The following is a 21,915-nucleotide window of genomic DNA, read 5'->3' as shown; positions in this document are numbered from 1 at the left end:
TTCTGATTCATTCCAGCTCATTCTGCGAAAAAGTGTGGGGCTGGGTGTGGGGTCAGATCGGGCGATGAGGACGCAGCATGAGCGGATTGAACCCCAAGCAGGTAGAACACTTGAGCGAACCGGGCCGGTACCTGGACGGGGACGGGCTGTACCTTGTGATCAGCAGTTCGGGCGGCAAGTCCTGGCTGTTGCGTTACCAGCTCGGCGGCAAGCGCCGTGACATGGGGCTGGGGCCGTATCCCACTGTGGCACTCAAGGCTGCACGGTTGGCGGCCACTGAGGCGCGCGCGCTCATCATGCAGGGCCGTGATCCGCTGGACGAGCGCAAAGCCGAACAGCAGCGCCTGAAGGAACAGCGGCAGTCAGACAAAGCCAAGGCCATTACCTTCAAGTCACTGGCGGAGGATTACCACCGGGCGCATTTCGAGCATGTAACCAAGGCTTGGCGCGCCGGCTGGCTGTCGAAGATGCAGCGCTATGTGTTCCCGGTCCTGGGTGAGCTGTCGCCCGCCAGTATCGACACTGAGCTGGTCATTCTCTCGCTCAGGCCGATATGGAACGCGAAACCGCGCACGGCCAATGAGGTCCGGGGCCAGATTGAAAGCGTCTTGGACTCCGCCAAGGCGCTTGGCCTGCGAACTGGCGAGAATCCGGCCCGCTGGCGCGGCCATCTGGACAACCTGCTGAGCCGTGCCGACAAGAAGCGGGCTGCGCAGAAGACCAATCATCCGTCGATGCCTTGGCACAAACTGCCCGCATTCATGGGCAAGCTCGCCGCTACCACTGGCCGCGATGCACAGGCGCTGCAACTGGTGATCCTGACCGCCGCGCGGGCGGGCATGGTGCGCTTGGCGACCTGGGATGAGTTCGACCTGGAGGCCGCTACCTGGAACTTGCCAGCCGAGCGGATGAAAACTCGGCAGGCGTTCTCCATCCCATTGCCAGAGCAGGCCGTTGAACTGCTGCGAGCCATCCCGCGCACGGTGGGCAGTCCGTACCTGTTTCCCGGTAGTGGTAAGTCGGGCGTGATGGGACGAATCGCGTTCCTCCAGTTGCTGCGCGCCCTGGAGCAGCCGGACATAACCACGCACGGATTCCGGGCCACCTTCCGTACCTGGGCGAGCGAATGCACGCACTACCCGCGCGAGGTCTGCGAGCTGGCGCTGGCGCATGATGAACGCGACCAGACCGAGGCCGCCTACAGTCGCAGCAACCTGCTGGAGAAGCGTCGCGAGCTGATGCAGGTATGGGCAGACTTTGCCACCACTCCGCCTGCGTCGAATGTCGTGCATGGTGCGTTCGGTCGGGCCGAAGCATGACCGGCAAACGTAAAGGCCTTACCCCGCTCAAGGTAGGACTATTGACGTCGATGGAAGAAATAGACCGGCAGTTCATGCAGCGAGCCGCAGAGAAACGGCGAATCCTATTTGAGCTGGCTGATGGGATGGGAATACCAGAGACCCCTTATCGTGAGCATGCAACGCTTTGGGCGCTGGTCGAGCGCCATGTCCCAGAGTTTAAAGAGCGCAAGCCGGATGGTGCTAAGGCAAAGTGGACTGTCGCCCACAAATTCGTTTTGGTTCACTCAATTGCCCTACTAATGCGTGCAAAAGGGTGCAGCAAGGCTGAGGCTTGCGACCTTTTGGCTGAGGCCCGTCCCTCATGGTTGCCCAAGTCAGAACTTCGTCGAGGTGGTGAGGCGTTGGCCAGGCAATGCCCTTCCCGCGCGCTGAAATCTGCTCAGGAGTTCCTAGAGGACGCTGAAAGCCTAGGAAGGTTGCAATGCTTTTTCGACCACATTTTCAAAGGTATCGACTTGATTCATGAGCTCGAGAAAGAGAGTACGGAAAAAAGTTCCGCCTGAGTTTTTTCCGTCCCAGCATACGGCCCATGACGTTCTGAAACCCTCGGAACGAGTTGAAATGGGTTCCCACCATGGCAAAAACTGGCACTCCTTTCCCGCTTCGATTTCTGCGCCGTCGTGACGTTGAAGAAGTCACCGGCCTCGCTAAGTCCACGATCTACATGTACATGGAGCAGGGCACTTTCCCGAAGCCTATTCGGATCGGCGAAAAGGCTTCTGTCATGTGGCTGGAGCATGAAGTTGTCGCGTGGATGCATGAGCAGATAGACAACACGCGGGGCACAGCAGCACACGCATAAAAAAGCCGGACGTAACGGCGTCCGGCTGTGCTGACCACTGGTTTGCCTCAGTGGCGGGCGCGCCCATCGTCGCACCTTGTCTGGCCTTCGACAATTCATCGAGGGCAGTTCCTATGAGTCTCCAAGACGAAGCAGAGGCCCACTGTGGGTCGATGGCTGGCAGGCCCGCACCTGCTGCCAAGATTTCCAGATTTCCCGCATTGAGCGACCAGCCCGGCCGCAGCACGGGCTATGCCGTATGGCTCGCCGATGGCGACCTGCTTCTGTCGGCGGCGCATCCGAACAGCACCTTCATCCTGCACGGCCAGGGCCGGTGCTGCTGGTTGGAGGGCTGAGCGATGGGCAGCAAAATCAGGACAGTGAAACCTGAGTTGTTCAGGCATGAAGCGCTTTTCGAGGCTGAGCGCGAGTCCGGGCTACCGCTGCGGCTGGCCTTCATCGGCCTGTTCACCGTTGTCGACCGCGAAGGGCGTTTCCGGTGGCAACCGCGCACTCTGAAACTCGATGTGATGCCCTATGACGAAGTGGACTTTTCCCACGTGCTAGACGCTTTGCTGGCTGCTGGATTTATTCGGCGTTACACGGTTGAAGGCAAAGAGTGCGGTGCCATTCCGTCCTGGCAAAATCATCAGCGCATCAATGCGAGGGAGCCGGCTTCAGTCCTTACGGAATGCACGCACGTGCATGCATGTGCAAACACTGGTCATGCACATGAAGAGCACGTGCAGGATCGTGAGGAAGTGGAAGTGGAAGTGGAAGTGGAAGTGGAAGTGGATAGGGAAGCGGAAGTGGAAATGGAAGGGCGCGGCGCGGCGTTACCTCCGAAAGACAAAAAGCCAAAGCCAGAGATGACCGCACTCGGCGTTGCCGATCTGGTCGGACTGGGTGTGGCTGAGCAGCACGCCAAGGATTGGTTGGCGGTGCGCAAGGCCAAGAGCAAGCCGATGACCCAGACGGCGCTCGACGCAGTGAAGCGCGAAGCCGCGAAGGCCGGCATCACCCTGGCCGATGCCGTGAAGATCAGCGCCGAACAGGGCTGGCAGGGCTTCAAGGCAGAGTGGTGGGCGAATGCCAACCGCATCCACCAGGGCGGCGTAGGGTTGAGCAAGCAGGAGCGGGCTCAGGCCGTCAGCGATGAAACCCTGCGGCAGATTGCCGAAGAGACGGGCCAGGGAAGCGGCGAGGTGATCGATGGCGAAGTGATTCATCATGCGCGCCACTGACCGTCTGGAGTTCACGCGGCAACTCACCGAAGCCATGTCCGTTTACGGCACGCCACTGTCGCGGTCAATGGCCGATGCTTTCTGGCGTAGCCTGGAGCGTTTCCCCCTTGCCGCTGTGCTGGAGGCGCTCCAGCGGCATGTCGACGACCCAGAGACTGGCAAGTACCAGCCCCGTCCAGCTGATCTAATCCGGTGGATGGTGGAGCGCGACGGCAGGCCAACGACCGGGGAAGCGTGGAGGATCGCGCAACGGGCGGCGGATGAGGCGGACAGTGTTGCCGTGACGCCTGAAATTCTGGCGGCGCTCGCTGAGGTCCAGCCATACCTGAACTCAGGGAATGCCTGGATGGCGGACAGGATGTTTCATGAGGCGTACGCCAAACAGGTGCGCGAGGCCCGTGCCCGTGGTCTGCCGGTGGACTGGTCGATGAGCTTTGGCACGGCACCCGCGCTGCGCCAGTCGGCTGTTGAAGAGGCCGTAATGCTTGGTCGGCTGTCGGCGGAACAGGCCGCGCCCCATCTACAGCGGATCGCTCACGAGACGGGCCAGTTGCCCCGCCCCGCCGACAGCGCCGTCCAGTTGACCGGACCCATCCTCGTGCCGGCTATCAGCGGTGAGGGTGGCCACCAGCTCTGCGAGAAACTGCGCGCTGGCATCACTACGCAGGAGCAGCGGGCAGATGCGAACCGCGCGAAGGTTCTGGCCAGCCAAGCCGACTTGGAGGACAGGAAGCGCCTTGCGGCGCAGGCGGTAGAGGCGCATGGCGAAGGTCAGCCGGGGCCTTCTTCAGCCCGCCCTGGCTCTGCCTGAGCGATCAGTGCTCGTGGACTTTGATCCGGTGGCCCGAGTGGGGCCCCGACTTGTCGGGGTCAAGTGCATCAGGTGACGGATGGGCTGATCTGGGCGAGGTGATGGCGATGAGGGGCTCCGGTGGCGGACGAAAACACGCATATAGCCATGCTGCTGCGCACGATGGACCCGGGTTCAGCTGAAGCTGATCCGGTTGCCGCCATGCTGGGGCTGAGCTTGCTGGCGTATGCCTGCCGGCTGCCATCACTGCTTTCTATGCGCTGGTCTGACATCGACTTGATCGACCACTTGATTTGGATCGATGGGCAGGGCTTGCCGCTGACAAATGCTTTCGCGGTCCTGCTGGAGCATTACCTCCACGCCTTCCCGCCCATCGGCCCGCTGGTGTTCCCAGGTGCTGACGGCCAGCCGTTGAGCCTGCGGAGAGCGAATGCGCGGATAGCCGACGCAGGCGGCGAAGTCTGGACCGTGGAGTTTCTGCGGGAAACGGCGGCGCTGAGCTGCTTGGCCCTGGTGTCTGACCCATGGGTGTCGGATCGTCTTGCCGAGCTGGCCGACCTGGGTGCCGACCCGGCGCTGCTCGCGTCGGTGCGCGGTGAGTATGAAGCCGGGATCAGGGCAGATGTGGTGCGCTATCACGCCGAATTACATCTTGATCGTCGCCCCGACTGGCTGGAGCCATGCAATCAACTGCGAGGTGAGTGCGATGGGTGCGACTGATTATGTGGACTTCAGTGATGCCGCGATCAGGCGAGCGGCGGCGGATGAGGACGTACGCGACCTGCGTGATGCTCGGTATCCGGGAGTGCGGCTGCGATTCCGCCAGGACCGCCGGCAAGGCACGTGGGACGTGCGGCATGACGGCAAGTGGAGGAAGGCCGGCAACTGGCCGGCGATGGGCTGGGGTGATCTCCAGGCAGCCTTGCCGGCCATCCTTTCAGCGCGGGCTGGCGGAGCGCAGCCGACCAGGGTGACGGGAGCGTTGCTCGCCGTGGGCGATCTGCTGACCTGGCATCTGAACCGGCTGCTGAATGATCGGATGGTGTCCGCGAGTCGCAGGGCGGGCTATCGCTCAATGGTCGGCAACTGGTTGCTGCCGCGCCTGGGGCCGCTGCTGTTGGCCGCGCTCGACCGGGAGTCGGTGGATCGGCTGCTGATACAACCGATGCGCCGGACCCTGGCGCCGGCCACCGTGGTGCACGGCTATCGGATGTTGGTTGCGGCCATCCACGCGGCGCAGGCGTTGCGCCTGCTGCCCGGCAACCCCCTGGAGGGCGTGAAGGTCAGTGACTTCGGACTGGGCCCGTTGAAGCCGAAGGCGGCGCGCTTGCTGCCGAAGGATGCGCCGGCCCTGGCGGCCGAGCTGATGGCGTTGTTCCCGCATAAGCCGAGCGCCGCCCTGCTGCCGTTGCTGATGCTGGCCACCGGGGCGCGGGTGGGGGAAACGCGGCGGGCCCGCTGGGCGGACTTCGACCTGGGTGCGGCGGTCTGGGTGATTCCGGCAGAGCGGACGAAGACGCGGACGCAGCTGGAGCTGCCGCTGTCGCCCGCGCTGGTGGCGCTGCTGCGCCGGTTCCAGGCCGCGCAGGCGTGGAAGCACAGTGTCTTCCTGTTTCCAGGGGAGCGGGGGCAGCCGCTGTCGTCGTCGGCGGCACAGGAGGCAATTCGGGCGCTGAGTGGTGGCGTGTGGTCCAGCCATGACCTGCGCAAGATGGCGCGGGCCGGGTGGGCGCTGCTGGGCGTGGACTACCTGGTGGCGGAGTTGCTGCTGAATCACGCGATGCCGGGGCTGTCGGCAACCTATGTGCAGGCGGACCTGTCCAGGCAGAAGCGGGAGGCGCTGGCACTCTGGCAGGGCGTCGGCAATGCCGGGGCAGCGGGTCTGGACCTGGGCGGCCTGCTGGCCGCTGTTTGCGACGTGGAGAAAAGCTAACCACCTGGAACATGGCGAGCTAGATGGCTGTGCCAGGGAAAGCAGGGTGCCAGCGGTAAACCGATGGGGTTTTCGCGGGTTTTTCGCGGGTTTTGCTAACAGGCTTTTCCGTGCGGGTGGCGCGGTGGAAAAGGGGAATGGCCGCCTAGGCCGGGGGATGCCGGGTGGTGGGCAGGAGGGGCCGCGACCTCCAAGGCGTTAAATTTCTGGTTAGGCGATATGCGGCTCTGCGGCGCGGGTTTGCTCGGTCAGCGAAAGGAGCCCGAATAGCGATAAATTATCGCCAGTTCGCGTTAAGGGGCCTTTCTGCACCGATATCGTGATTTGCCTGCTGCCATACCTCTCGCTAAATCAAGTGCTTACGAGAAAAACTGCGGGGAATCGCGGCTTCCAGCGTCAAGGATCACGGTGTTCACCCTCGTCATGGTGATCGGCATCACCAGGTTTACCTGGTCAGTGCAGTGGGTCCAGGATCTCGTCGAGGTGGTCGTCGAGATCGTCATTCGAGGTCGTCCTCATGGTGATCGGCATCACCGGGTTCATCTGGTCAGCGCAGTGGTCCCGGGTTCACCTGGTCAGTGCGGTGGTCGAGGACCTCGTCGAGGTGGCCGTTGAGATCGTCATCGAGGTCGACCTCATGGTGATCGGCATCACTGGGTTCACGCTGGTCGCGCCGTTACGCCGGGCCGGTCGATTTGATCGAGATCAAGGTCAAGGTCCAGATTGAGGTTGATGATGGCATCGTCACCGACTACCACGGTGGACGGCGAACTGACCGGAGGCGGCGCGGGGGACTGCGCCTTTCACACATGAAGACACTGCTGATGCTGACGGCACTTTCGCTGCTGGGTGGCTGCGCGAGTGTGCTGAATTCCGACTTTGTGCGCTGGGCGTCGGCCCCGCGCGCGTACTACCAGAGCCAGGGCTACCAACAAGCCCCAGTGCTGGCACCGAACGGCCAGCCGGTCTATCAGCAAGCTCCTGCACTGACGCCGAACGGCCAGCCGATCTATGACGCCAGCCAATGCATCGGAGCTGTGGTAAATGGCGTTTGCCATGGGTCGACCATGGGCCAGCCGGTGGCCCGTTGCTATGGAACCATGATCAACGGCCAATGCACCGGACCGCAGTTCTGATTAGATCGAGTGCAACGGATTTGAGCAGCCTCTCGTGACTACGACAGGCCGAAACCGATCTACAGCCGCCGTCGTAGTTGGCAGCTATCGGCCGATTCTGTTGAAAAACTCGAACCCGAGCAGCGTTGCTCTGCGCTTGCCTTGATGCTGGCCTGATCCGCTGACTCGGATTGATCTGCGCCAACAGACGAGCCGAATCAGGTCATTCGATGGAGCCATGAAGGGCCCAGATGTATCCGAATGGATCAACCAGGACGCCAAGTTCCATTCCGTCTTCGGATTGATGCGTGAGTTGGTCACCTAACCTTTGAGATGCCCCGAGCTGAATCGCCCGGTTCATGACGCCACGGACATCGTCGACCAGAACCGGGATCAGAGTGCTAACACCGCCCAGTCGCCCGGGGCTGTTTGCCCAGCCGTGCCGAGGAGTTGTTTCGACTCGGGGATTGACCGAGATGACGCGGAAAACGCCGTTGCCTATTCGAATATCGACCGACGGAGGACGAGACGGCTCGATAGAAGTCCAACGCTGAAGAACCTCCGCACCGAATCCATTAACGTAGAAGTCTAGGGCTGCTACTGAATTGGGGACGAAGATGCATAGGCCTACCCAATGTCCTTGAGTTGCTGGTGCACTCGCTGCGATCAGGTCACTTGGAGTCAGATCGAACGCAGAGGCCAGGGCCATTTTCGATTCGGTGGAGCAGACTCCACTGCGCTCTATACGTTGAATGGTGCGAACACTGAGGCCTGAAATGGCGGCCAATTCATCCTGCGACCAAAATCGCTGCTGACGAAGCTGCTTGACCCTGGCTGTGTCGAATGTTGGTTGCATCCCTGACCTCCTTGTTATTCGGTGCCGAAAGGATCGCATAAGACTCTCGTCGAGAGGACGTCAGGCACACGACAGGGGCAATAGCCCGGCGGCCATGGATTTGGCTTCCCTCTCAATCCGCAGGCAGAATCGGCGAGTCGGTGGACATTAGGGCAGGCAGCATGATGGGGCAGTTACCGGGTGGGCAGCAGCGCCTGTTCTACTCGTTCAATCTGGAAGAGCACGTCCCGCCCCAACACCTCCTGCGCAGCATCGACCGGTGCCTGGACCTCAGCGATCTGCGCGTCCACTTGGCTGACTTCTACAGCCCCATTGGGCGACCGTCGATTGATCCGGAGTTGATGGTGCGCATGCTGGTGGTCGGCTACTGCTACGGCATCCGTTCCGAGCGGCGGCTATGCGAAGAGGTGCATCTGAACCTGGCCTACCGCTGGTTCTGCCGGCTGGGCCTGGAAGACGAAGTGCCCAATCACTCGACCTTCTCGAAGAATCGTCACGGCCGCTTCCGTGACAGCGGCCTGTTCCGCTGGTTGTTCAATGAGGTGCTCCGGCGCTGCATGGCCGCTGGGCTGGTCAAAGGTGAAGGCTTCGCCGTCGACGCCAGCATCATCAAGGCGGATGCCAGCCGGCAACGCGGGGTGGCGGGCGATGAGGTCGATTGGCGCGATTCGGCGCTCAGCACCCGCGCCGTGCGCGAGTACCTCGAAGCCCTCGATGAGGAAGCGCTGGCCGAGGCCCTGCCCAAGAAGATTTCGCTCACCGATCCGCAGGCGCGGTGGACCGCCGCGCCAGGCGGCCCAGCCTTCTTTGCCTACGCCACCAACTACCTGATCGACACCGCGCACGGTGTGATCCTGGATGTGGAAGCCACGCCGGCGCATCGGACCGCCGAGGTCGAGTCGACCAGGACGATGGTGGAGCGCGTCGAAGCCCACTTCGACCTCACGCCGGAACGCCTCATCGGCGATACCGCCTATGGCACGGCCCCGATGCTGGCCTGGATGGTCGAGGAGAAGGACATCGAGCCGCACGTGCCGGTGTGGGACAAGACCGAGCGCAAGGACGACAGCCTCTCCAGCAACGACTTTCACTGGAGTCAAGAGGCCAATGAATACCGCTGCCCCATCGGCAAACCGCTACGCAGTGAATGGCGCACCTTCACCCAACCAAGATCGCGGGTGACCAAGGCCAACACCATCATCTACCGCTCCAGCCAAACCGACTGCGCTACCTGTCCGCTGAAAGCCAAGTGCTGCCCCAATACGCCGAATCGGAAGATCGTCCGCAGTATCCATGAGGCTGCTCGCGACGTGGCGCGACGCATCGCCAAGACGCCGGAGTACCTCCGCTCTCGCTGCGAGCGCAAGAAGGTGGAGATGCTGTTCGCCCACCTCAAACGGATCATGAAACTCGACCGTTTACGCCTGCGTGGTCTGACTGGTGCTACTGACGAATTCACCTTGGCGGCAACCGTGCAGAACCTGCGTCGCATGGCCAAGCTTTTGCCCCAAGGGCCACCGCTCACGGGATAGGTACGCCTGCTGCGAGCAGAAACCCTCGAAATAACCTTCAAACCTGAGCCGGGACGCTCAGTGAAACGCCGAAAGGCAACTTGAAGTGGCTTGCAGCCACTTCGAAAGCAGGTGCACCTGGCTGAGCAGCTGCCGCAGAACTGCCTTTTTTCAACAGAATCGGCCAACAGCTGTCATCTAGTGTCTACAAAACTAGGGGGATTCATTATCCAGCTCGAGGCCAACCTGGAAGAAGGCCATGTCCAGGAGGCGGCCCTTGGGGTAGGCGAGCCGCAGGCATTCGGTTCTGATGGCGGGAAGCTCGAAGCCCTCCGTCTCTACCAACTCCATCAGCGAGGTAAGCGAACGGCCACTAACTTCGACTAGGCCCTGTTTCGGGTACAGCGAACGGACACCAAGCTTATAGTAGCGGTCGAGTGCTGGATACTCGCCCCAGACGCCTAGCAGGATCTTGCTGATTAGGGTGTCGGTCCAGGACACCTTTCCCGGCATGTTGTGAAAGATCTGCACCACCTCATCGAACAGCGCCTGATTGCGCGCAAGGCTAGACGCACTCGGTAGGAAGTCCTCGCCGCTAAGGTCGAAAAGCTCGGGACCCTTGCCCTGGAATAGGCGCAGTACCAGTTCCTTCATCAGGTCGAGATTGCTATTGCGCAGCAGCTCTGAGCGGCCGCGAAACATTCCCCAGTTGGCCAGATAGAACCCCACGTGCAAGGCGGTGGTGTCTAGGTTGGCCGCATTGGTCAGCGAATTCCAGGAGCGACCCTGGCCCCAGATGTATTCGTAGAGAAACTCCCAGGCCTTCAGGCGCGGAAAGGGATTGTTATCCTCGTCGATCTCTACGGCGGCGTAATAGCGCTCGATGTAAGCGAGCGGGTTGAAGGTCTTCACTGCTATTTGCTGCATATCAGTTCCCTCTGATGTGTTTCAAAAGTTGCCGTAGGCTGTTGATGAGTTACTAAGACTTAGCTTTTCGTAAGCCGAGCTACGAAACGGCTTCGGCTTGAATGAATTGTTAGGCACTGACTCTGGATGACTCGACAGCCGCTTTTGCGAGGCACCCAAGGTTGCTTCTTGGGTGATTTTCCTCTCCTAGCCAGTTCGGAATCAGTGCTCCTTGAGAAGCAAAGTGCTCGACGTGAACTACTGTGATTTTTCCGTCCGTGTAGGCAACCGAATTAATCATTTTCCAGTCGCCGGGGCGAGCGCTCCGAAACATGCGGTAAGCGGACGCTACATAGTTAAGGTTGGTACCCAGACCAAACATGATAATGAGCCGAGTCTCTTCAGGCAGGTCACGGAGAAAGGTAGTTGTACAGTTAGTCGTGACTAATTTTCCAAACGGAGTCTCAATAAATTTATCCAACATGCCGCCGCCAGATCCTTTCCAGGATGCAGATTTGCGGTCGTATCGCTCTACAGTACAGCGAATGAGTGATGCGAAGTGAAACCGCCCAGACTTATCCGCGATAAGCTGGTCTACATGTTTTTTTAGTCTATCGGGCTCGTCGGTGGGGATGAGTCCAACATGAGCCAGAATCTTGCCCACGTTAAGGCGACTGCCCTTGTACGCAATTTCGTCGTGAGGTGTGAAATCAAGTGCGCCAACTTGAGTTGGCCCCTTGGAGAAGCCAAGTACAACGATCTCGGGCTTGGTACTGCCCCATGACATAGGGTTGGCAGTAATTCGCCAATCACCTTCCGTGCGCTTTGATGCATCGAATTGTGGCGCGATGTCACTATGACAACGCGAACAGGAGACTCTGCCGTGACTCGGTAAGCAACTCATCAATGCTCCTGGTACTGCAATTGGTGCCTATGTCTGAGGCAACCGACGCCGGAGCGCCGAGGGTACCCACAAACGCATCTTTTGGGCGTCCGCTTGTCCAGCCAGCCAGCCAGCCAGCCAGGTAGCCATACAGACATACATACAGAGGAAGGTTTACTGTTACGTCTTTCCTGCGTACTTGTTTTCTGACGGTGCAAGAAGCTCGGGTAGCAGCTCTTCGATAGTGACAATGCGCGAATGGTTTTGAAGCTTTTTGTTGAGGCCCTCGGCACTTTCCGCAATAGCTGCATGCAAAGCATTGAGCCAGTCGTCCGATCCGACTGTGCTGTAGTAGAACTCTTCATTCAGCTCGCGGAAATCGTAGCCATCAAGACGGTAGCGAAGGCCAACAGGTAGTGCATTTAGCGGCTGAACGAATGGTTCTATTTTTGCCCACAGACTAGCGTCAATGTGTCCCTTGACGTCAGTTGCAAGCTTGTTGATCTTATGGCTGTACTTCTCTATCTTGCCAATTGTTTCGCGCCTACTTAATTTCGGTGATACGTTGTACGCCAAATAAGCCTTCATCAGGCATTCTGCTGCCATACGCAGATCGAGGAATAGCTTCATTCGCTTTGATTTGACGGCGTAGAAGGACTCGACCGTAAGTCGATAGCGATGCAAGAAGTCCTGGCAATCATGGAAGAAGTCATTTGCAATTTCAACGCTCGGTGATGCCATGTGTTTGCCTTGCTATAAATAGACACCACCAGACACGTTTAAAAGCCCCGTGTGGTGGGTAAATGAAGTTTTGGATCCAGCGCTCTGCTATGGAATAGGGTGGTGGTAAAGCTGCGGATCGAATGTATCATTCCTGCAACTCCCGCAGCTGACGCTATTCAGGTTTGCGCAAGGCTAGACTCGGAGATACCCGCCCACAATCCCTGCCCCACTTATCCATAGCGCCTGACCGCTATCGGTCGGTACCTGCCACTCGCGAACGGCAGAAATCGGCTAACAGCGACATTTAGCGTCGACGGACCCTCTGCGCGATGCACTGTGCCTGGCTGTCGCTCGCCAACTGAACTCTCGCCAATATCACGAGTTCCCTAGAAAGTTTGCGTTACCAGTAAGGCGACAGGGATAGATTCCCATCCCTGTCGTTTTATGCATGGGTGCGCTGATAGCCAGCTTGGCAACTGCAAGCTCCTGCCTAGCGCTCAATCAGCGCTCGACCTGCGGCTTGGTAAACCAGTAGCCCAACGGAGCATGTCGCCCAGAATGGGAAAGATGTCATTGTGCTTGGCACCGAAGCGCATGAAATCCCCTTGCTTAGACCCGATATCTCGGTTCACACCAGGCACCTCTTCGGGAAGATATTCGGCCAAGCCAGAGAGCCCGCTATCCAGTCGCTCTCCCAGGCTCAGTGCGTAGAAGTTCCACATCGGGTTCTCATGCGAGAAGTCGACTGATGGAATGCGCTCCAAGAACTGCTGAAACTGCTCATTGGAGTCTTCCGGGCGACGGTTGCTGAAATTCAAGTCGTAAGCGATTTTTGCCATCGCTTTCAAGACAACCGGTTGCGCTGCGACCGTCTTCTCTTTCGCTTGATGGCTTCCGAAGTGGGGGATTTCGATAATCTTGCTCCACAAATCGAGCACTACCTGTTCGCGAGGCTCAATTACTGCAGGAGTAGCGCCACTGACGTTACCCTTGTTCATGAACGCAATTGCGTTGATGGCGACCGAGTCCTTCAGCAAGATAGCACCGGAGTCCTGCGACCAGTCCTTGGGTTCGCTATCAGTAAGCGCAACTCCCAGCTCTCCAGACAGCTTGCGCTTGATGAACAAGGTGATGGGGTTGGAGCCATCGAACTGGAACGCGAGAGAGGCATCCACCTTTTTGCCAAGGCGATTGAGATCATGAAAGAGCTGACGCTCTTGCTCGATATCAAGTCCAAGGTGGACTTCAACAGTCAGCGTGGCGAATTGCCTTGCTGCTTCGTATGCCTCATTCCAGACAAGCATTTCAGCTTCGGAAACGAGCTTACCCTTTTCAGTAAACAAGACCGCCCCTTTGCCTGGGTACTTGCCTGACTGACGGACCTGCTCCAAGAAGATCATTGCCATATCTGCTGCGTGGCGACGGTGCTGTCCATCAACTACCCAGAGGGTGTGGCGTTCAGAGAGGAAGACCTTGAATCCAGCCGTCTCCCCTGTTTTCGTTTCCAGGCGAAGACCACGGATTCCTCCCTCGCCGTTGCCGCCCGGGGGAATGTTGCGAATGTTGCAAACGAGTGGTTGCAAGGAAAAATAAGGTTGCTCTCCAAGGACGCGGATAAGTGCGTCAAACGTCTCGGGCACCGGTTTGTTTGCAGCGATTCGCCGCATCTTCGCAGCGGAGATAAGGCCCTTGACCATGTAGATGGCCAGCTTCTTCGCATGGCCTTCGTCGAGCTGGCGCTGTGCGACCGGTCCGGCTTCGCGGTCATTCGCCACATCAGAGATGTCGGCAAATTTGCGGAAAGGCACGGACATCGTGAATACGCGATGGCCAAGATTGTGGCCAATGAAGACATTGAACGGGGTCTCGTTCACATCGCCCGCATCTGCCAAGCTGTCGAGAGACTCAAGGCCCTGGAGCGCCCCCGTGCCGACAATGGGTGTGGGCATTTCGTCAATTTTCGGATACATATAGATTTCCTGTTGGTAGTCGGATTGATTGCTACTGCCGCACTGAAGGGGTATGGATTTCTCAGGTCTCTATCCCCTGGTGCATGGGAATAATGCCCCTGGTGAGTTTTTGTGTCAATAAAAACTCACCAGGGGCGTTTTTGTTTTTTCCCTGGATTAAGTGTGTTGTGTGCGGCGGCATTCATTTCAGCGGTTAGCAGGCGGACGACGATTTTCTACGCCTTGGCCAATCCACTACGCTGCCCTGCTTGGCTTTCTTCCTGGGAGGGTAGATGGCCTGAGCGTCAGCAGAACCATCCGAAGCATGTCCAGGCGTCCCTCGTTGGCATCACCCGAATCCTTTCGGCGATGTATTGGCTTCCGAAGAAATCTGTTCCTCACGGTTCTCCGCATTTGACGCCAGGCCATACCTGGGCGAATCAGGAGGGGCAGCAAGAGAAGCGGAAAGCTATTGCGAAGCCTGATCGTTGCGCCCTAATTGTGTGGGGTTGAGTGTGGGGTTGTAAGAGTATTTTTTTTCAATGCCTAGTCCTGCGTGGCATATAAGAGTTAAAAGCCCGGCATCAAGCCGGGCTCTTCGCGACGGAGAACGCTCAAAGCGCCCCGAACACCTTCTTCGCCAGGCTGGTGGCTGCGCCCGCCGGGTTCTGGCGGATGCTGGCTTCCTGCTCGGCGATCATCTTGAACAGGCCGTCCAGGGCTTCTTCGGTCACGTAGCTTTCGATATTGGCACTCTTGGCATCCACCACACCGAAGCTCGCGGCCTGGCCGGCGAAGCTGTTGTATTGCTGGGCGAGCCCCACCTTGTCGGTGGCCTGCTTGACGATGGGCAGGAACTTGGCGCGGAGCTGGTCGCGGCTGGACTTGTTCAGGTACTGGGTGGCGGCGTCGTCCGGGCCGCTGAGGATGCCCTTGGCGTCCTGCACGGTCATCTTCTTCACCGCGTCCACCAGCAACGACTGGGCTTGCGGCACCGCGGCCTCGGCGGCCTTGTTCATGGTGTCTTCAAGCTGTTCCACCTGGGCGCCCATGCCCATCATCTTCATGGTCTTGGCGGCCTTGCCGAGGTTGCCCGGTAGTTCGATGCGGACGTCCGGGTTGTTGGCGAAGCCGCCCGGCTTGCCAAGTTGCTGGACGGCGACCTTGGCACCTTGGGTCAATGCATCCTTCAGGCCCCCGCTGGCATCCGACTGGCTGAGATCGGCAATGGACAGGGCAAAGGCGCCGGCGGACAGGGCGAGGCCTGCGCAGAGGGTGGCGAAGCGGATCATGGCTGCATCCTTGTGGCTATTTGGGGGCGGTCCGTCTCGATGATCAGCGGACCGGATCGACCTTGATGCGCAGTGGTTGCGGATCGGAGCCGTCGAGTTTAACCGAGTGCTGCTCGGTGCTGATGAACATCAGCCTGCCGTCCAGTTCGATTCGCGCACTCACTGCGTAGTGGTGGTTGGGCTGGATCTTGGCAGAGTCGTAGTCGAGGCGGAACGCGAGGGGTATCTGGCCCTGGACCGGCGCCTGCTGGCGAGCCAGTTCCACCGCAGGGGCATCGGCCATGGATACGTCCTGCAGGCTGACACTGAGGGTGGCGGCGGGAGGCAGCGCGATGCGTTGCAGGTAAAAGACTTCACCTGCCAGATGGCTCTTCTGGTCGGCGGGCTGGCCAGCACAGGCGGCGAGCAGGCCGCTGGCGATGATCAGGGGCAGTGATTTCATTGGGGCCTCGGGACCATGTGGTGTCGATAGCACCCACTATAGAAGTCGAAGTGCGTTGAACCATGGCGTCGGGTCAAGGCGCCCGAAAAGAAATCGCCCCCGATCGGGGGCGATGTAGGGTCAGTGCGCGCTGTCGTCCAGCGCGGTATTGGAGATGGCGTTGAGGGTGTCGTTGAACTGCACGGTTTCGTTGAAAGACTTGACCAGTGCCCGGAAACGATCCTTGGCGGCGATCAGCTGTTTGAGGTTCTCGGCCAGTTCGTCCTCCTTTCGACCGAGCGCGGCTTCGCGTTCGTCCAGGGCATCGCTGCGGCGCTGCAGGGCTTCGGTCAACTCGTCATTGCGCTGCTTTTCGTGGCGCAGGGTTTCGGCGAGCCTGGCAGTGCTGCGGTCCCGCGCCTCCACGTTCTCGGCCAGGGATTTGAGAGCGGCACTGCGCTCGGCCAGGGCCCGTGCATTGTCTTCGGCGCTGCGCTCCAGATTGCCGACTTCGCGAGTCAGGCGCACTTCAAGCAGGCGCAATTGCTCTTCCTTGTCGGCGAGGAGGCGTTCCTTGTCCTGCAGTTGGGCCTTGCGTTGCTCCAGGCTCTCCTGATGCTTCAGTGCGTCCAGCTTCTGCTGGGTGAGACCCTTTGCCATATCCGCGAGGGAGTCGAGTGTGTTCTGCACATCGCCCAGGAGATTGTCGGCCTCGCCGCCAACGGACACCGACACCGTGGATTGGGGTATTGGTCCAACCTCCGGCTGCTCCGACGTTGCTGCATCGGGTTGCTCGCACGGGACTTGTGTCGCGAGTTCGACTCTGAAGCTCCGCAGGTCTTCGGCCTCGATATTCCCCTCTGCTTCGGTGCCAGGTTTATCCCAGGACTCCGGCTCCGGTTGGGAAATAGCCAGCGGCACCATCGCTTCCTGGTTGGCGTCCTGATCGACAACTTGTGCTTCCTGCGACTCTGCGCGTCTTTCCTCGGATTCGGGCAGTGGCTCCGCTGCAATCACGGCTTCGGCTGATGGTGGCAGGCTGAAATCCACACTCAGGAAGCGGCTGTCGAAGGATTGGGGAGGTGCGACTTCCTCGGTGCCCTGATCTGCCAGCGGTGGGCGGGTGGATGGCAGCGTATCGCCGGTGTTGGCGCTCTGGCGAGTGGCAATAAGCTTGTCTATCGAGGAGCGGTTGATGGCGAGGCTGCGGTGTTCACGGGTTGTCGGAGGTTGCCGGTCTTCGCCAGTAATCTCGCCGTCGAAATGGACGAAGTGGAACTGAATTTTGTCGGTCTTGCTCACGATTGATTCCCCTTGGTGATCTGTCTGAGCACCTCCAGGGTGTACTGCCACTCCTGTTCGGACTCCAGATTGGCCAGGCGGAATCCGTTCTCCTGGGGAACTGCACTCGTCACGTACACCTTGGCGGTGCCGTGATTGCCTTCTTCGTTGAGGGTGTAGACGAGGATGTTTCTGTCGATCAGGGGAATGGCGAAGCTGCAAAGGACGGCAGCGTTGACCACCTCTCCAGTGCCGTCCTCGACAGTGATGGTTCTAAGCATCATGGGGCGGGCCTTCCGTGTTCAGGGCTGGTAGCGCGCTCGATTGACCGAGGCGGCGCAGCGCCGAATGGTACGAAGTGGCCCCGGCCACGCCTGCCGGAAGCTGTCTGGATGTCTTGTAGGAACGGTCTAAAGCGAGAATTGCAGGAGCATGCCAGGCCCGGAGGCCTGGCAGATACGTGGTCAGCCGGCTTCTGCCGGGACTTCCGGCTCCGGCTCGGCCTGGCGATCGAATGCCACCTGGCGGATGGACAGTCGAATCTCCGCGGGTAGCACACGCTTGGCGGCACCCTCGGCCAGTTCGCCGAGCAACTCGTGGTAACCCAGCTTGCCGGCCTCGTCCCGGCGTAGCACGCGCTGGTCCAGCAGGGTCTGGATGAAGTTGCGGAACAGACTCTTGTCGAAGAACTCCGGGGCGTTCAGGCCATGGAGGATCGACAGGCGCTGGGCCATTACGGTGCAGAGGTCTTCCAGTTCTTCGGCGCTCAACTGGTTCTGCCCAGCGTTCAGCAGCAGGGCGATGGCCATGTAGAAACGCTGCAAGGTCTGGACTATGGCGCGGGCCAGCAGGGTCAGCAGGACGAATTGCCGCGAGCTTGGTGCCGGACGCACGTAGATGTCGCCTTCCACCTTGAGCAGGTCCTGCTCGACGAAGGCGGCCAGCCATTGGTCCACCACGCTTTCCAGTTCGCCCGCGTCCCAGCGGATGAACAGTTCGGCTTGCAGATAGGGATAGAGCGCGCGGGTATAGCGCAGGATCTGCTCGCGGCTCATGCGCGCACTGCTCTGGAAGAAGCACGCGAGCAATGCCGGCAAGGCGAAAACGTGGAGGACGTTGTTGCGGTAGTAGGTCATGAGGACGGCGTTCTGCTCGTCCAGATAGAGGATCTTGCCCAACGCGTCTTTCTGCTCGGCCAGCAGGTTCATGCTCTGCACGTACTGGATCAGCGCCTGGCCGTCGCCTTCCGGCAAAGTCGCATGGGGTGAATAGGGAACGGCTCGAAGCAGCGCCAGGTAAAGGTCGAGCACACGGGTGAGGGCACGCTCATCCAGAGCCAGGCGGCTAGTGGAAAGCAACGCCAGGGCCACCAGGTTGACTGGATTGATCGCCGCCGCGTCGTTGAGGTGGCGGGCGATGCGCACGGCGAGCTGGTTGGTGGTGTCGTTGAGCCATGCCGGGCGGAACTGCGGGCCCAGTTCCTGAGCACGCCAGTCCGGTTGCTGCTGGTCGAGGAATTCAGCCAGCTTGATCGGCTCGCCAAAATTCACCGCCACAGAGCCGAAACGCAGCTTGAGGGCGCTGATGACCTTGAAGATGTCGAAGATGGATTCCTTCTTCTTGCTCGCGCCGCGCAGTTCGCCCAGGTAGGTACGGCCTTCCAGTACGCGCTCGTAGCCGATGTAGACCGGCACGAAAACGATGGGCAGGCGCGAGGAGCGCAGGAAGCTGCGCAGGGTGATGGCGAGCATGCCGGTTTTCGGATGCAGCATGCGCCCGGTGCGCGAGCGCCCGCCCTCGACGAAGTACTCCACCGGGAAACCGCGGCTGAAGAGGGTGTGCAGGTACTCGTTGAATACTGCGGTGTACAGCGGGTTGCCCTTGAACGTACGACGCATGAAGAATGCGCCGCCACGGCGCAGCAGGCCGCCGATGACCGGCATGTTGAGGTTGATGCCGGCGGCGATGTGCGGTGGCGTCAGGCCATTGCGGAACAGCAGGTAGGACAGCAGCAGGTAGTCGATATGGCTGCGGTGGCAGGGCACATAGATGACTTCGTGACCATGCACGATCTCCTGCACCTGCTCGATGTGGTTGACCTTGATGCCCTCGTACAGCTTGTTCCAGAACCAGGACAGCACCACTTCAAGGAAGCGGATGGCGGTATAGGCGAAGTCCGAAGCGATCTCGTTGCCGTACTTGAGCGCCTGGGCTTCGGCAATGGCCAGGCTGATCTTCTCGCGCTCAGCCTCTTCGGCGATGGCCTGGCGCACAAGCGGGCCGCGCACCAGGCCCTTGACCAGATTGCGGCGGTGGGAAAGGTCGGGACCGATGACAGCGGTCTTCTGGTTGCGGAAGTGCACCCGCAGGATGCGGTTGACCATGCGCAGCGTGCGCTCCGGGCCCTTGTCCTGCTCCACCAGCTCGCGCAGGTGGATCGGTGCGGAGAACTGCACGCGGGTCTTGCGCCCGAGAATGAGGATGCTGACCAGCTTGCGCAGGCGACCGGTCACCGCCCAGCTATCGGCGAACAGCAGTTTCCAAGGGCTGGTTTCACGGTCGGGCGACTGGCCCCAGAACACCGTCACCGGGATGATCTGCGCGTCTTCCACAGCCTGTCGCTCGATCGCGCCCAGTACCCGCACCAGCGTAGGGGAGGCGGCGCGTTTGTCCTGGCCGCCGAGCCAGCCAGGCTCTGGCGACAGGTAGAAGAACGCTGCCGGCTCCATCAGGTCGCCCACCCCCACAGGCAGTACCGGGCGCGGCAGGCCGGCCTTGGTGCATTCCCGATCCACCACCGCCAGATCGCTGGCCGACGGTTGTTGCAGGACGTAGAACACCGGCTTGCTGCGGTCGAGCTTCAGGGTGAAGGCCGATTGGTTGATGGTTTCCGAACGTACCCACAGGTAGAGCAGGCGGCGCAGGGCACCAAAGGCAAGGCGGCGGAAGGGGGAGCGGGTCATGGCGGGGTAATGCTGTGAAACGAGCAATTGCTCGGGGCGGCTAGTTTGCCGTATTCGCCGCCGGGTCGCAAAAAGGCGCGGGCCGTCGATTTAGCCCGAATAATCCTGCAACTTTTCGCGCAAATGGCTGTCTTGCAATGCCGGCGGATCACTCCTTATAGTCCGCCGGCGTTTTGCAAGGCCCCGGTGGCCAGCATGGCCAGGGGCTGCTCCCTACGGGACTAAAGGCCATGATCGAGATAACAAATCTGACTAAGCGCTTCGCGCAGCATACTGCCGTGGATAACCTGTCCTTCAGCGTCGCACCTGGGGAGGTGCTGGGGTTCCTTGGCCCCAATGGCGCAGGCAAGTCCACCACCATGAAGATGCTTACCGGCTTCCTTGCTCCTACTGCCGGTAGCGCCAGCATCTTTGGCTTCGATATCCAGACCCAGACCCTGAAGGCCCAGCGGGAAATCGGCTACCTGCCGGAAGGCGCTCCCTGCTATGGCGATATGACGGTGCGTGGCTTTCTCGAGTTCATTGCCGAAGTACGTGGCTTCCGTGGTGTCGAGAAGAAGTCCCGCGTGGCTCGCGCCGTAGGACAGGTAGAGCTGGACAACGTCCTCGGCCAATCCATCGAAACGCTCTCCAAGGGCTACAAACGTCGTGTCGGCCTGGCCCAGGCGATCCTCCACGACCCGCGCGCGCTGATCCTCGACGAGCCCACCGATGGCCTCGATCCGAACCAGAAGCACCAGGTGCGTCAACTGATCCAGAGCCTGGCTCGGGACAAGATCGTGATCATCTCTACCCACATCCTCGAAGAGGTCGCCGCAGTCTGCACCCGTGCGCTGGTGATCGCCTCCGGCAAGGTGGTGGCTGACGGCACGCCGTTCGAGCTGGAGAGCCGCTCGCGTTATCACCAGGCCGTTACCCTCGTGGCCGAGGAGCCTCTGGACATGCTGGCGCTGGCGGTGCTTCCGGGTGTCGCTGGCATCGAGGAGAACGCCATACAGGGCGGCCTGACCATCCTGGCCAAGCCGGGCGAAGTGATCTTCCCGCAGGTGAACCAACTGATTCACCAGCGGGGTTGGAAAGTGAAGGAGCTGGACGTGGAGCGCGGTCGTCTCGACGAAGTATTCCGCCGACTGACCCGAGGAGAAGCGGCATGAGGCAGTTGCCGGTGATTTTCAAACGCGAGCTGGCGAGCTACTTCGCAACGCCGCTGGCCTATGTGTTCATCGTGATCTTCCTGGTGCTCTCCGGGGTCTTCACCTTCTATCTGGGCGGTTTCTACGAAAGTGGCCAGGCGAGCCTTGCGCCGTTCTTCAACTTCCATCCGTGGCTGTACCTGTTCCTCGTTCCCGCCATCGCCATGCGACTCTGGGCCGAGGAGCGCAAGTCCGGCTCCATCGAGCTGCTGATGACCCTGCCGATCACCCGCTTCGAGGCGGTCACCGGCAAGTTCCTCGCGGCCTGGGCCTTCTCTGGACTGGCGCTGCTGCTGACCTTCCCGATGGTGATCACGGTCAACTACCTGGGCGAACCGGACAATGGCGCCATCATCACCGGCTACATCGGTAGCTGGCTGCTTGCCGGTGCCTTCCTCGCCATTGGTTCGTGCATGTCGGCGCTGGCGAAGAACCAGGTGATCGCCTTCATTCTCGCCGTCAGCGTCTGCTTCCTGTTCATCGTCAGCGGCTTCCCGCTGGTGCTGGACGCCTTCAGCGCCTGGGCACCGCAGTGGCTGCTGGATGCCGTGGCTTCGCTGAGTTTCCTGACCCGTTTCGATGCCATCAGCAAGGGCGTGATCGATCTGCGTGACCTGCTCTACTTCGTCACCCTGATCGCGGCCTGGCTGGCTGCCACCGCTGTGGTGGTCGATCTGAAGAAGGCCGACTGA

At 60.3% G+C, this 21,915-nt stretch carries 23 protein-coding genes; 13 read left to right on the top strand and 10 right to left on the bottom strand.

Annotated features, from left to right (window positions below; genetic code table 11):
- The first annotated feature begins 77 nt into the window (after positions 1-77).
- From SA496_RS20220 to SA496_RS20175, 10 genes are all read left to right on the top strand, one after another.
- Entirely contained in the window at positions 78-1,319 is a 1,242-nt protein-coding gene (locus tag SA496_RS20220) for a tyrosine-type recombinase/integrase (RefSeq protein ID WP_330114373.1), read from the top strand.
- Positions 1,316-1,864 carry a hypothetical protein gene (locus SA496_RS20215; protein WP_330114372.1) on the top strand — a complete coding sequence of 183 codons (549 nt, stop codon included), beginning with the start codon at positions 1,316-1,318 and terminating at the stop codon, positions 1,862-1,864. Before SA496_RS20220 ends, SA496_RS20215 begins: the two co-directional genes overlap by 4 nt.
- A gap of 71 nt (positions 1,865-1,935) precedes the next feature.
- Positions 1,936-2,163, top strand: a complete 228-nt coding sequence (locus SA496_RS20210) for a helix-turn-helix transcriptional regulator (RefSeq protein ID WP_330114371.1) — start codon at positions 1,936-1,938, stop codon at positions 2,161-2,163.
- A gap of 113 nt (positions 2,164-2,276) precedes the next feature.
- Positions 2,277-2,498, top strand: a complete 222-nt coding sequence (locus tag SA496_RS20205) for a hypothetical protein (protein ID WP_330114370.1) — start codon at positions 2,277-2,279, stop codon at positions 2,496-2,498.
- Between the two features lie 3 nt (positions 2,499-2,501).
- Positions 2,502-3,386: a hypothetical protein gene (locus SA496_RS20200; RefSeq protein ID WP_330114369.1), complete on the top strand. Its 885-nt coding sequence runs from the start codon at positions 2,502-2,504 to the stop codon at positions 3,384-3,386.
- Positions 3,373-4,197 (top strand): hypothetical protein, encoded by an 825-nt coding sequence (locus SA496_RS20195; protein WP_330114368.1) that lies wholly within the window; start codon positions 3,373-3,375, stop codon positions 4,195-4,197. Before SA496_RS20200 ends, SA496_RS20195 begins: the two co-directional genes overlap by 14 nt.
- 147 nt (positions 4,198-4,344) lie before the next feature.
- Positions 4,345-4,917, top strand: a complete 573-nt coding sequence (locus SA496_RS20190) for a site-specific integrase (protein ID WP_330114367.1) — start codon at positions 4,345-4,347, stop codon at positions 4,915-4,917.
- Positions 4,904-6,130 (top strand): site-specific integrase, encoded by a 1,227-nt coding sequence (locus tag SA496_RS20185; RefSeq protein ID WP_330114366.1) that lies wholly within the window; start codon positions 4,904-4,906, stop codon positions 6,128-6,130. The genes SA496_RS20190 and SA496_RS20185 overlap by 14 nt, the downstream gene beginning before the upstream one ends.
- A gap of 517 nt (positions 6,131-6,647) precedes the next feature.
- Complete coding sequence (locus SA496_RS20180) at positions 6,648-6,857, top strand: hypothetical protein (protein ID WP_330114365.1); 210 nt, start codon at positions 6,648-6,650, stop codon at positions 6,855-6,857.
- Positions 6,826-7,266, top strand: a complete 441-nt coding sequence (locus tag SA496_RS20175) for a hypothetical protein (protein WP_330114364.1) — start codon at positions 6,826-6,828, stop codon at positions 7,264-7,266. Before SA496_RS20180 ends, SA496_RS20175 begins: the two co-directional genes overlap by 32 nt.
- A gap of 202 nt (positions 7,267-7,468) precedes the next feature.
- Here the strand turns inward: SA496_RS20175 and SA496_RS20170 are convergent, their stop codons facing one another.
- Positions 7,469-8,101: a helix-turn-helix domain-containing protein gene (locus SA496_RS20170; protein ID WP_330114363.1), complete on the bottom strand. Its 633-nt coding sequence runs from the start codon at positions 8,099-8,101 to the stop codon at positions 7,469-7,471.
- A gap of 161 nt (positions 8,102-8,262) precedes the next feature.
- Between SA496_RS20170 and SA496_RS20165 the strand changes: the two genes are divergently transcribed.
- Positions 8,263-9,633 carry an IS1182 family transposase gene (locus SA496_RS20165; RefSeq protein WP_330114362.1) on the top strand — a complete coding sequence of 457 codons (1,371 nt, stop codon included), beginning with the start codon at positions 8,263-8,265 and terminating at the stop codon, positions 9,631-9,633.
- A gap of 192 nt (positions 9,634-9,825) precedes the next feature.
- Here SA496_RS20165 and SA496_RS20160 read toward each other — a convergent pair whose 3' ends face one another.
- From SA496_RS20160 to plsB, 9 genes are all read right to left on the bottom strand, one after another.
- Entirely contained in the window at positions 9,826-10,524 is a 699-nt protein-coding gene (locus tag SA496_RS20160) for a hypothetical protein (RefSeq protein ID WP_330114361.1), read from the bottom strand.
- 124 nt (positions 10,525-10,648) lie between these two features.
- Positions 10,649-11,422: a hypothetical protein gene (locus SA496_RS20155; RefSeq protein WP_330114360.1), complete on the bottom strand. Its 774-nt coding sequence runs from the start codon at positions 11,420-11,422 to the stop codon at positions 10,649-10,651.
- 159 nt (positions 11,423-11,581) lie between these two features.
- Positions 11,582-12,142: a hypothetical protein gene (locus SA496_RS20150; protein ID WP_330114359.1), complete on the bottom strand. Its 561-nt coding sequence runs from the start codon at positions 12,140-12,142 to the stop codon at positions 11,582-11,584.
- 479 nt (positions 12,143-12,621) lie between these two features.
- Positions 12,622-14,094: a DNA sulfur modification protein DndB gene (locus tag SA496_RS20145; RefSeq protein WP_330114358.1), complete on the bottom strand. Its 1,473-nt coding sequence runs from the start codon at positions 14,092-14,094 to the stop codon at positions 12,622-12,624.
- Positions 14,095-14,687: 593 nt separating this feature from the next.
- The gene (locus SA496_RS20140; protein ID WP_330114357.1) at positions 14,688-15,365 is read right to left on the bottom strand and encodes a DUF4197 domain-containing protein; all 678 of its coding nucleotides are present in this window, start codon (positions 15,363-15,365) and stop codon (positions 14,688-14,690) included.
- Positions 15,366-15,408: 43 nt separating this feature from the next.
- Positions 15,409-15,807, bottom strand: a complete 399-nt coding sequence (locus SA496_RS20135) for a YbaY family lipoprotein (RefSeq protein WP_330114356.1) — start codon at positions 15,805-15,807, stop codon at positions 15,409-15,411.
- Between the two features lie 120 nt (positions 15,808-15,927).
- Positions 15,928-17,088 carry a hypothetical protein gene (locus SA496_RS20130; RefSeq protein ID WP_120654836.1) on the bottom strand — a complete coding sequence of 387 codons (1,161 nt, stop codon included), beginning with the start codon at positions 17,086-17,088 and terminating at the stop codon, positions 15,928-15,930.
- Positions 17,085-17,351 carry a hypothetical protein gene (locus tag SA496_RS20125; protein ID WP_120654837.1) on the bottom strand — a complete coding sequence of 89 codons (267 nt, stop codon included), beginning with the start codon at positions 17,349-17,351 and terminating at the stop codon, positions 17,085-17,087. Before SA496_RS20125 ends, SA496_RS20130 begins: the two co-directional genes overlap by 4 nt.
- A 180-nt stretch (positions 17,352-17,531) precedes the next feature.
- Positions 17,532-20,030: a glycerol-3-phosphate 1-O-acyltransferase PlsB gene (gene plsB, locus SA496_RS20120; protein WP_120654838.1), complete on the bottom strand. Its 2,499-nt coding sequence runs from the start codon at positions 20,028-20,030 to the stop codon at positions 17,532-17,534.
- A gap of 230 nt (positions 20,031-20,260) precedes the next feature.
- On the opposite strand from plsB, the gene SA496_RS20115 reads away from it, so the two are divergent.
- Complete coding sequence (locus SA496_RS20115) at positions 20,261-21,184, top strand: ABC transporter ATP-binding protein (protein ID WP_120654839.1); 924 nt, start codon at positions 20,261-20,263, stop codon at positions 21,182-21,184.
- Positions 21,181-21,915 (top strand): ABC transporter permease subunit, encoded by a 735-nt coding sequence (locus SA496_RS20110; RefSeq protein ID WP_120654840.1) that lies wholly within the window; start codon positions 21,181-21,183, stop codon positions 21,913-21,915. Before SA496_RS20115 ends, SA496_RS20110 begins: the two co-directional genes overlap by 4 nt.

It is taken from the genome of Pseudomonas sp. JS3066 (genome assembly GCF_036328175.1).
In the GTDB taxonomy this organism is placed as follows: Bacteria; Pseudomonadota; Gammaproteobacteria; order Pseudomonadales; family Pseudomonadaceae; genus Metapseudomonas.
This window is presented reverse-complemented; position numbering and strand designations above follow the sequence as displayed.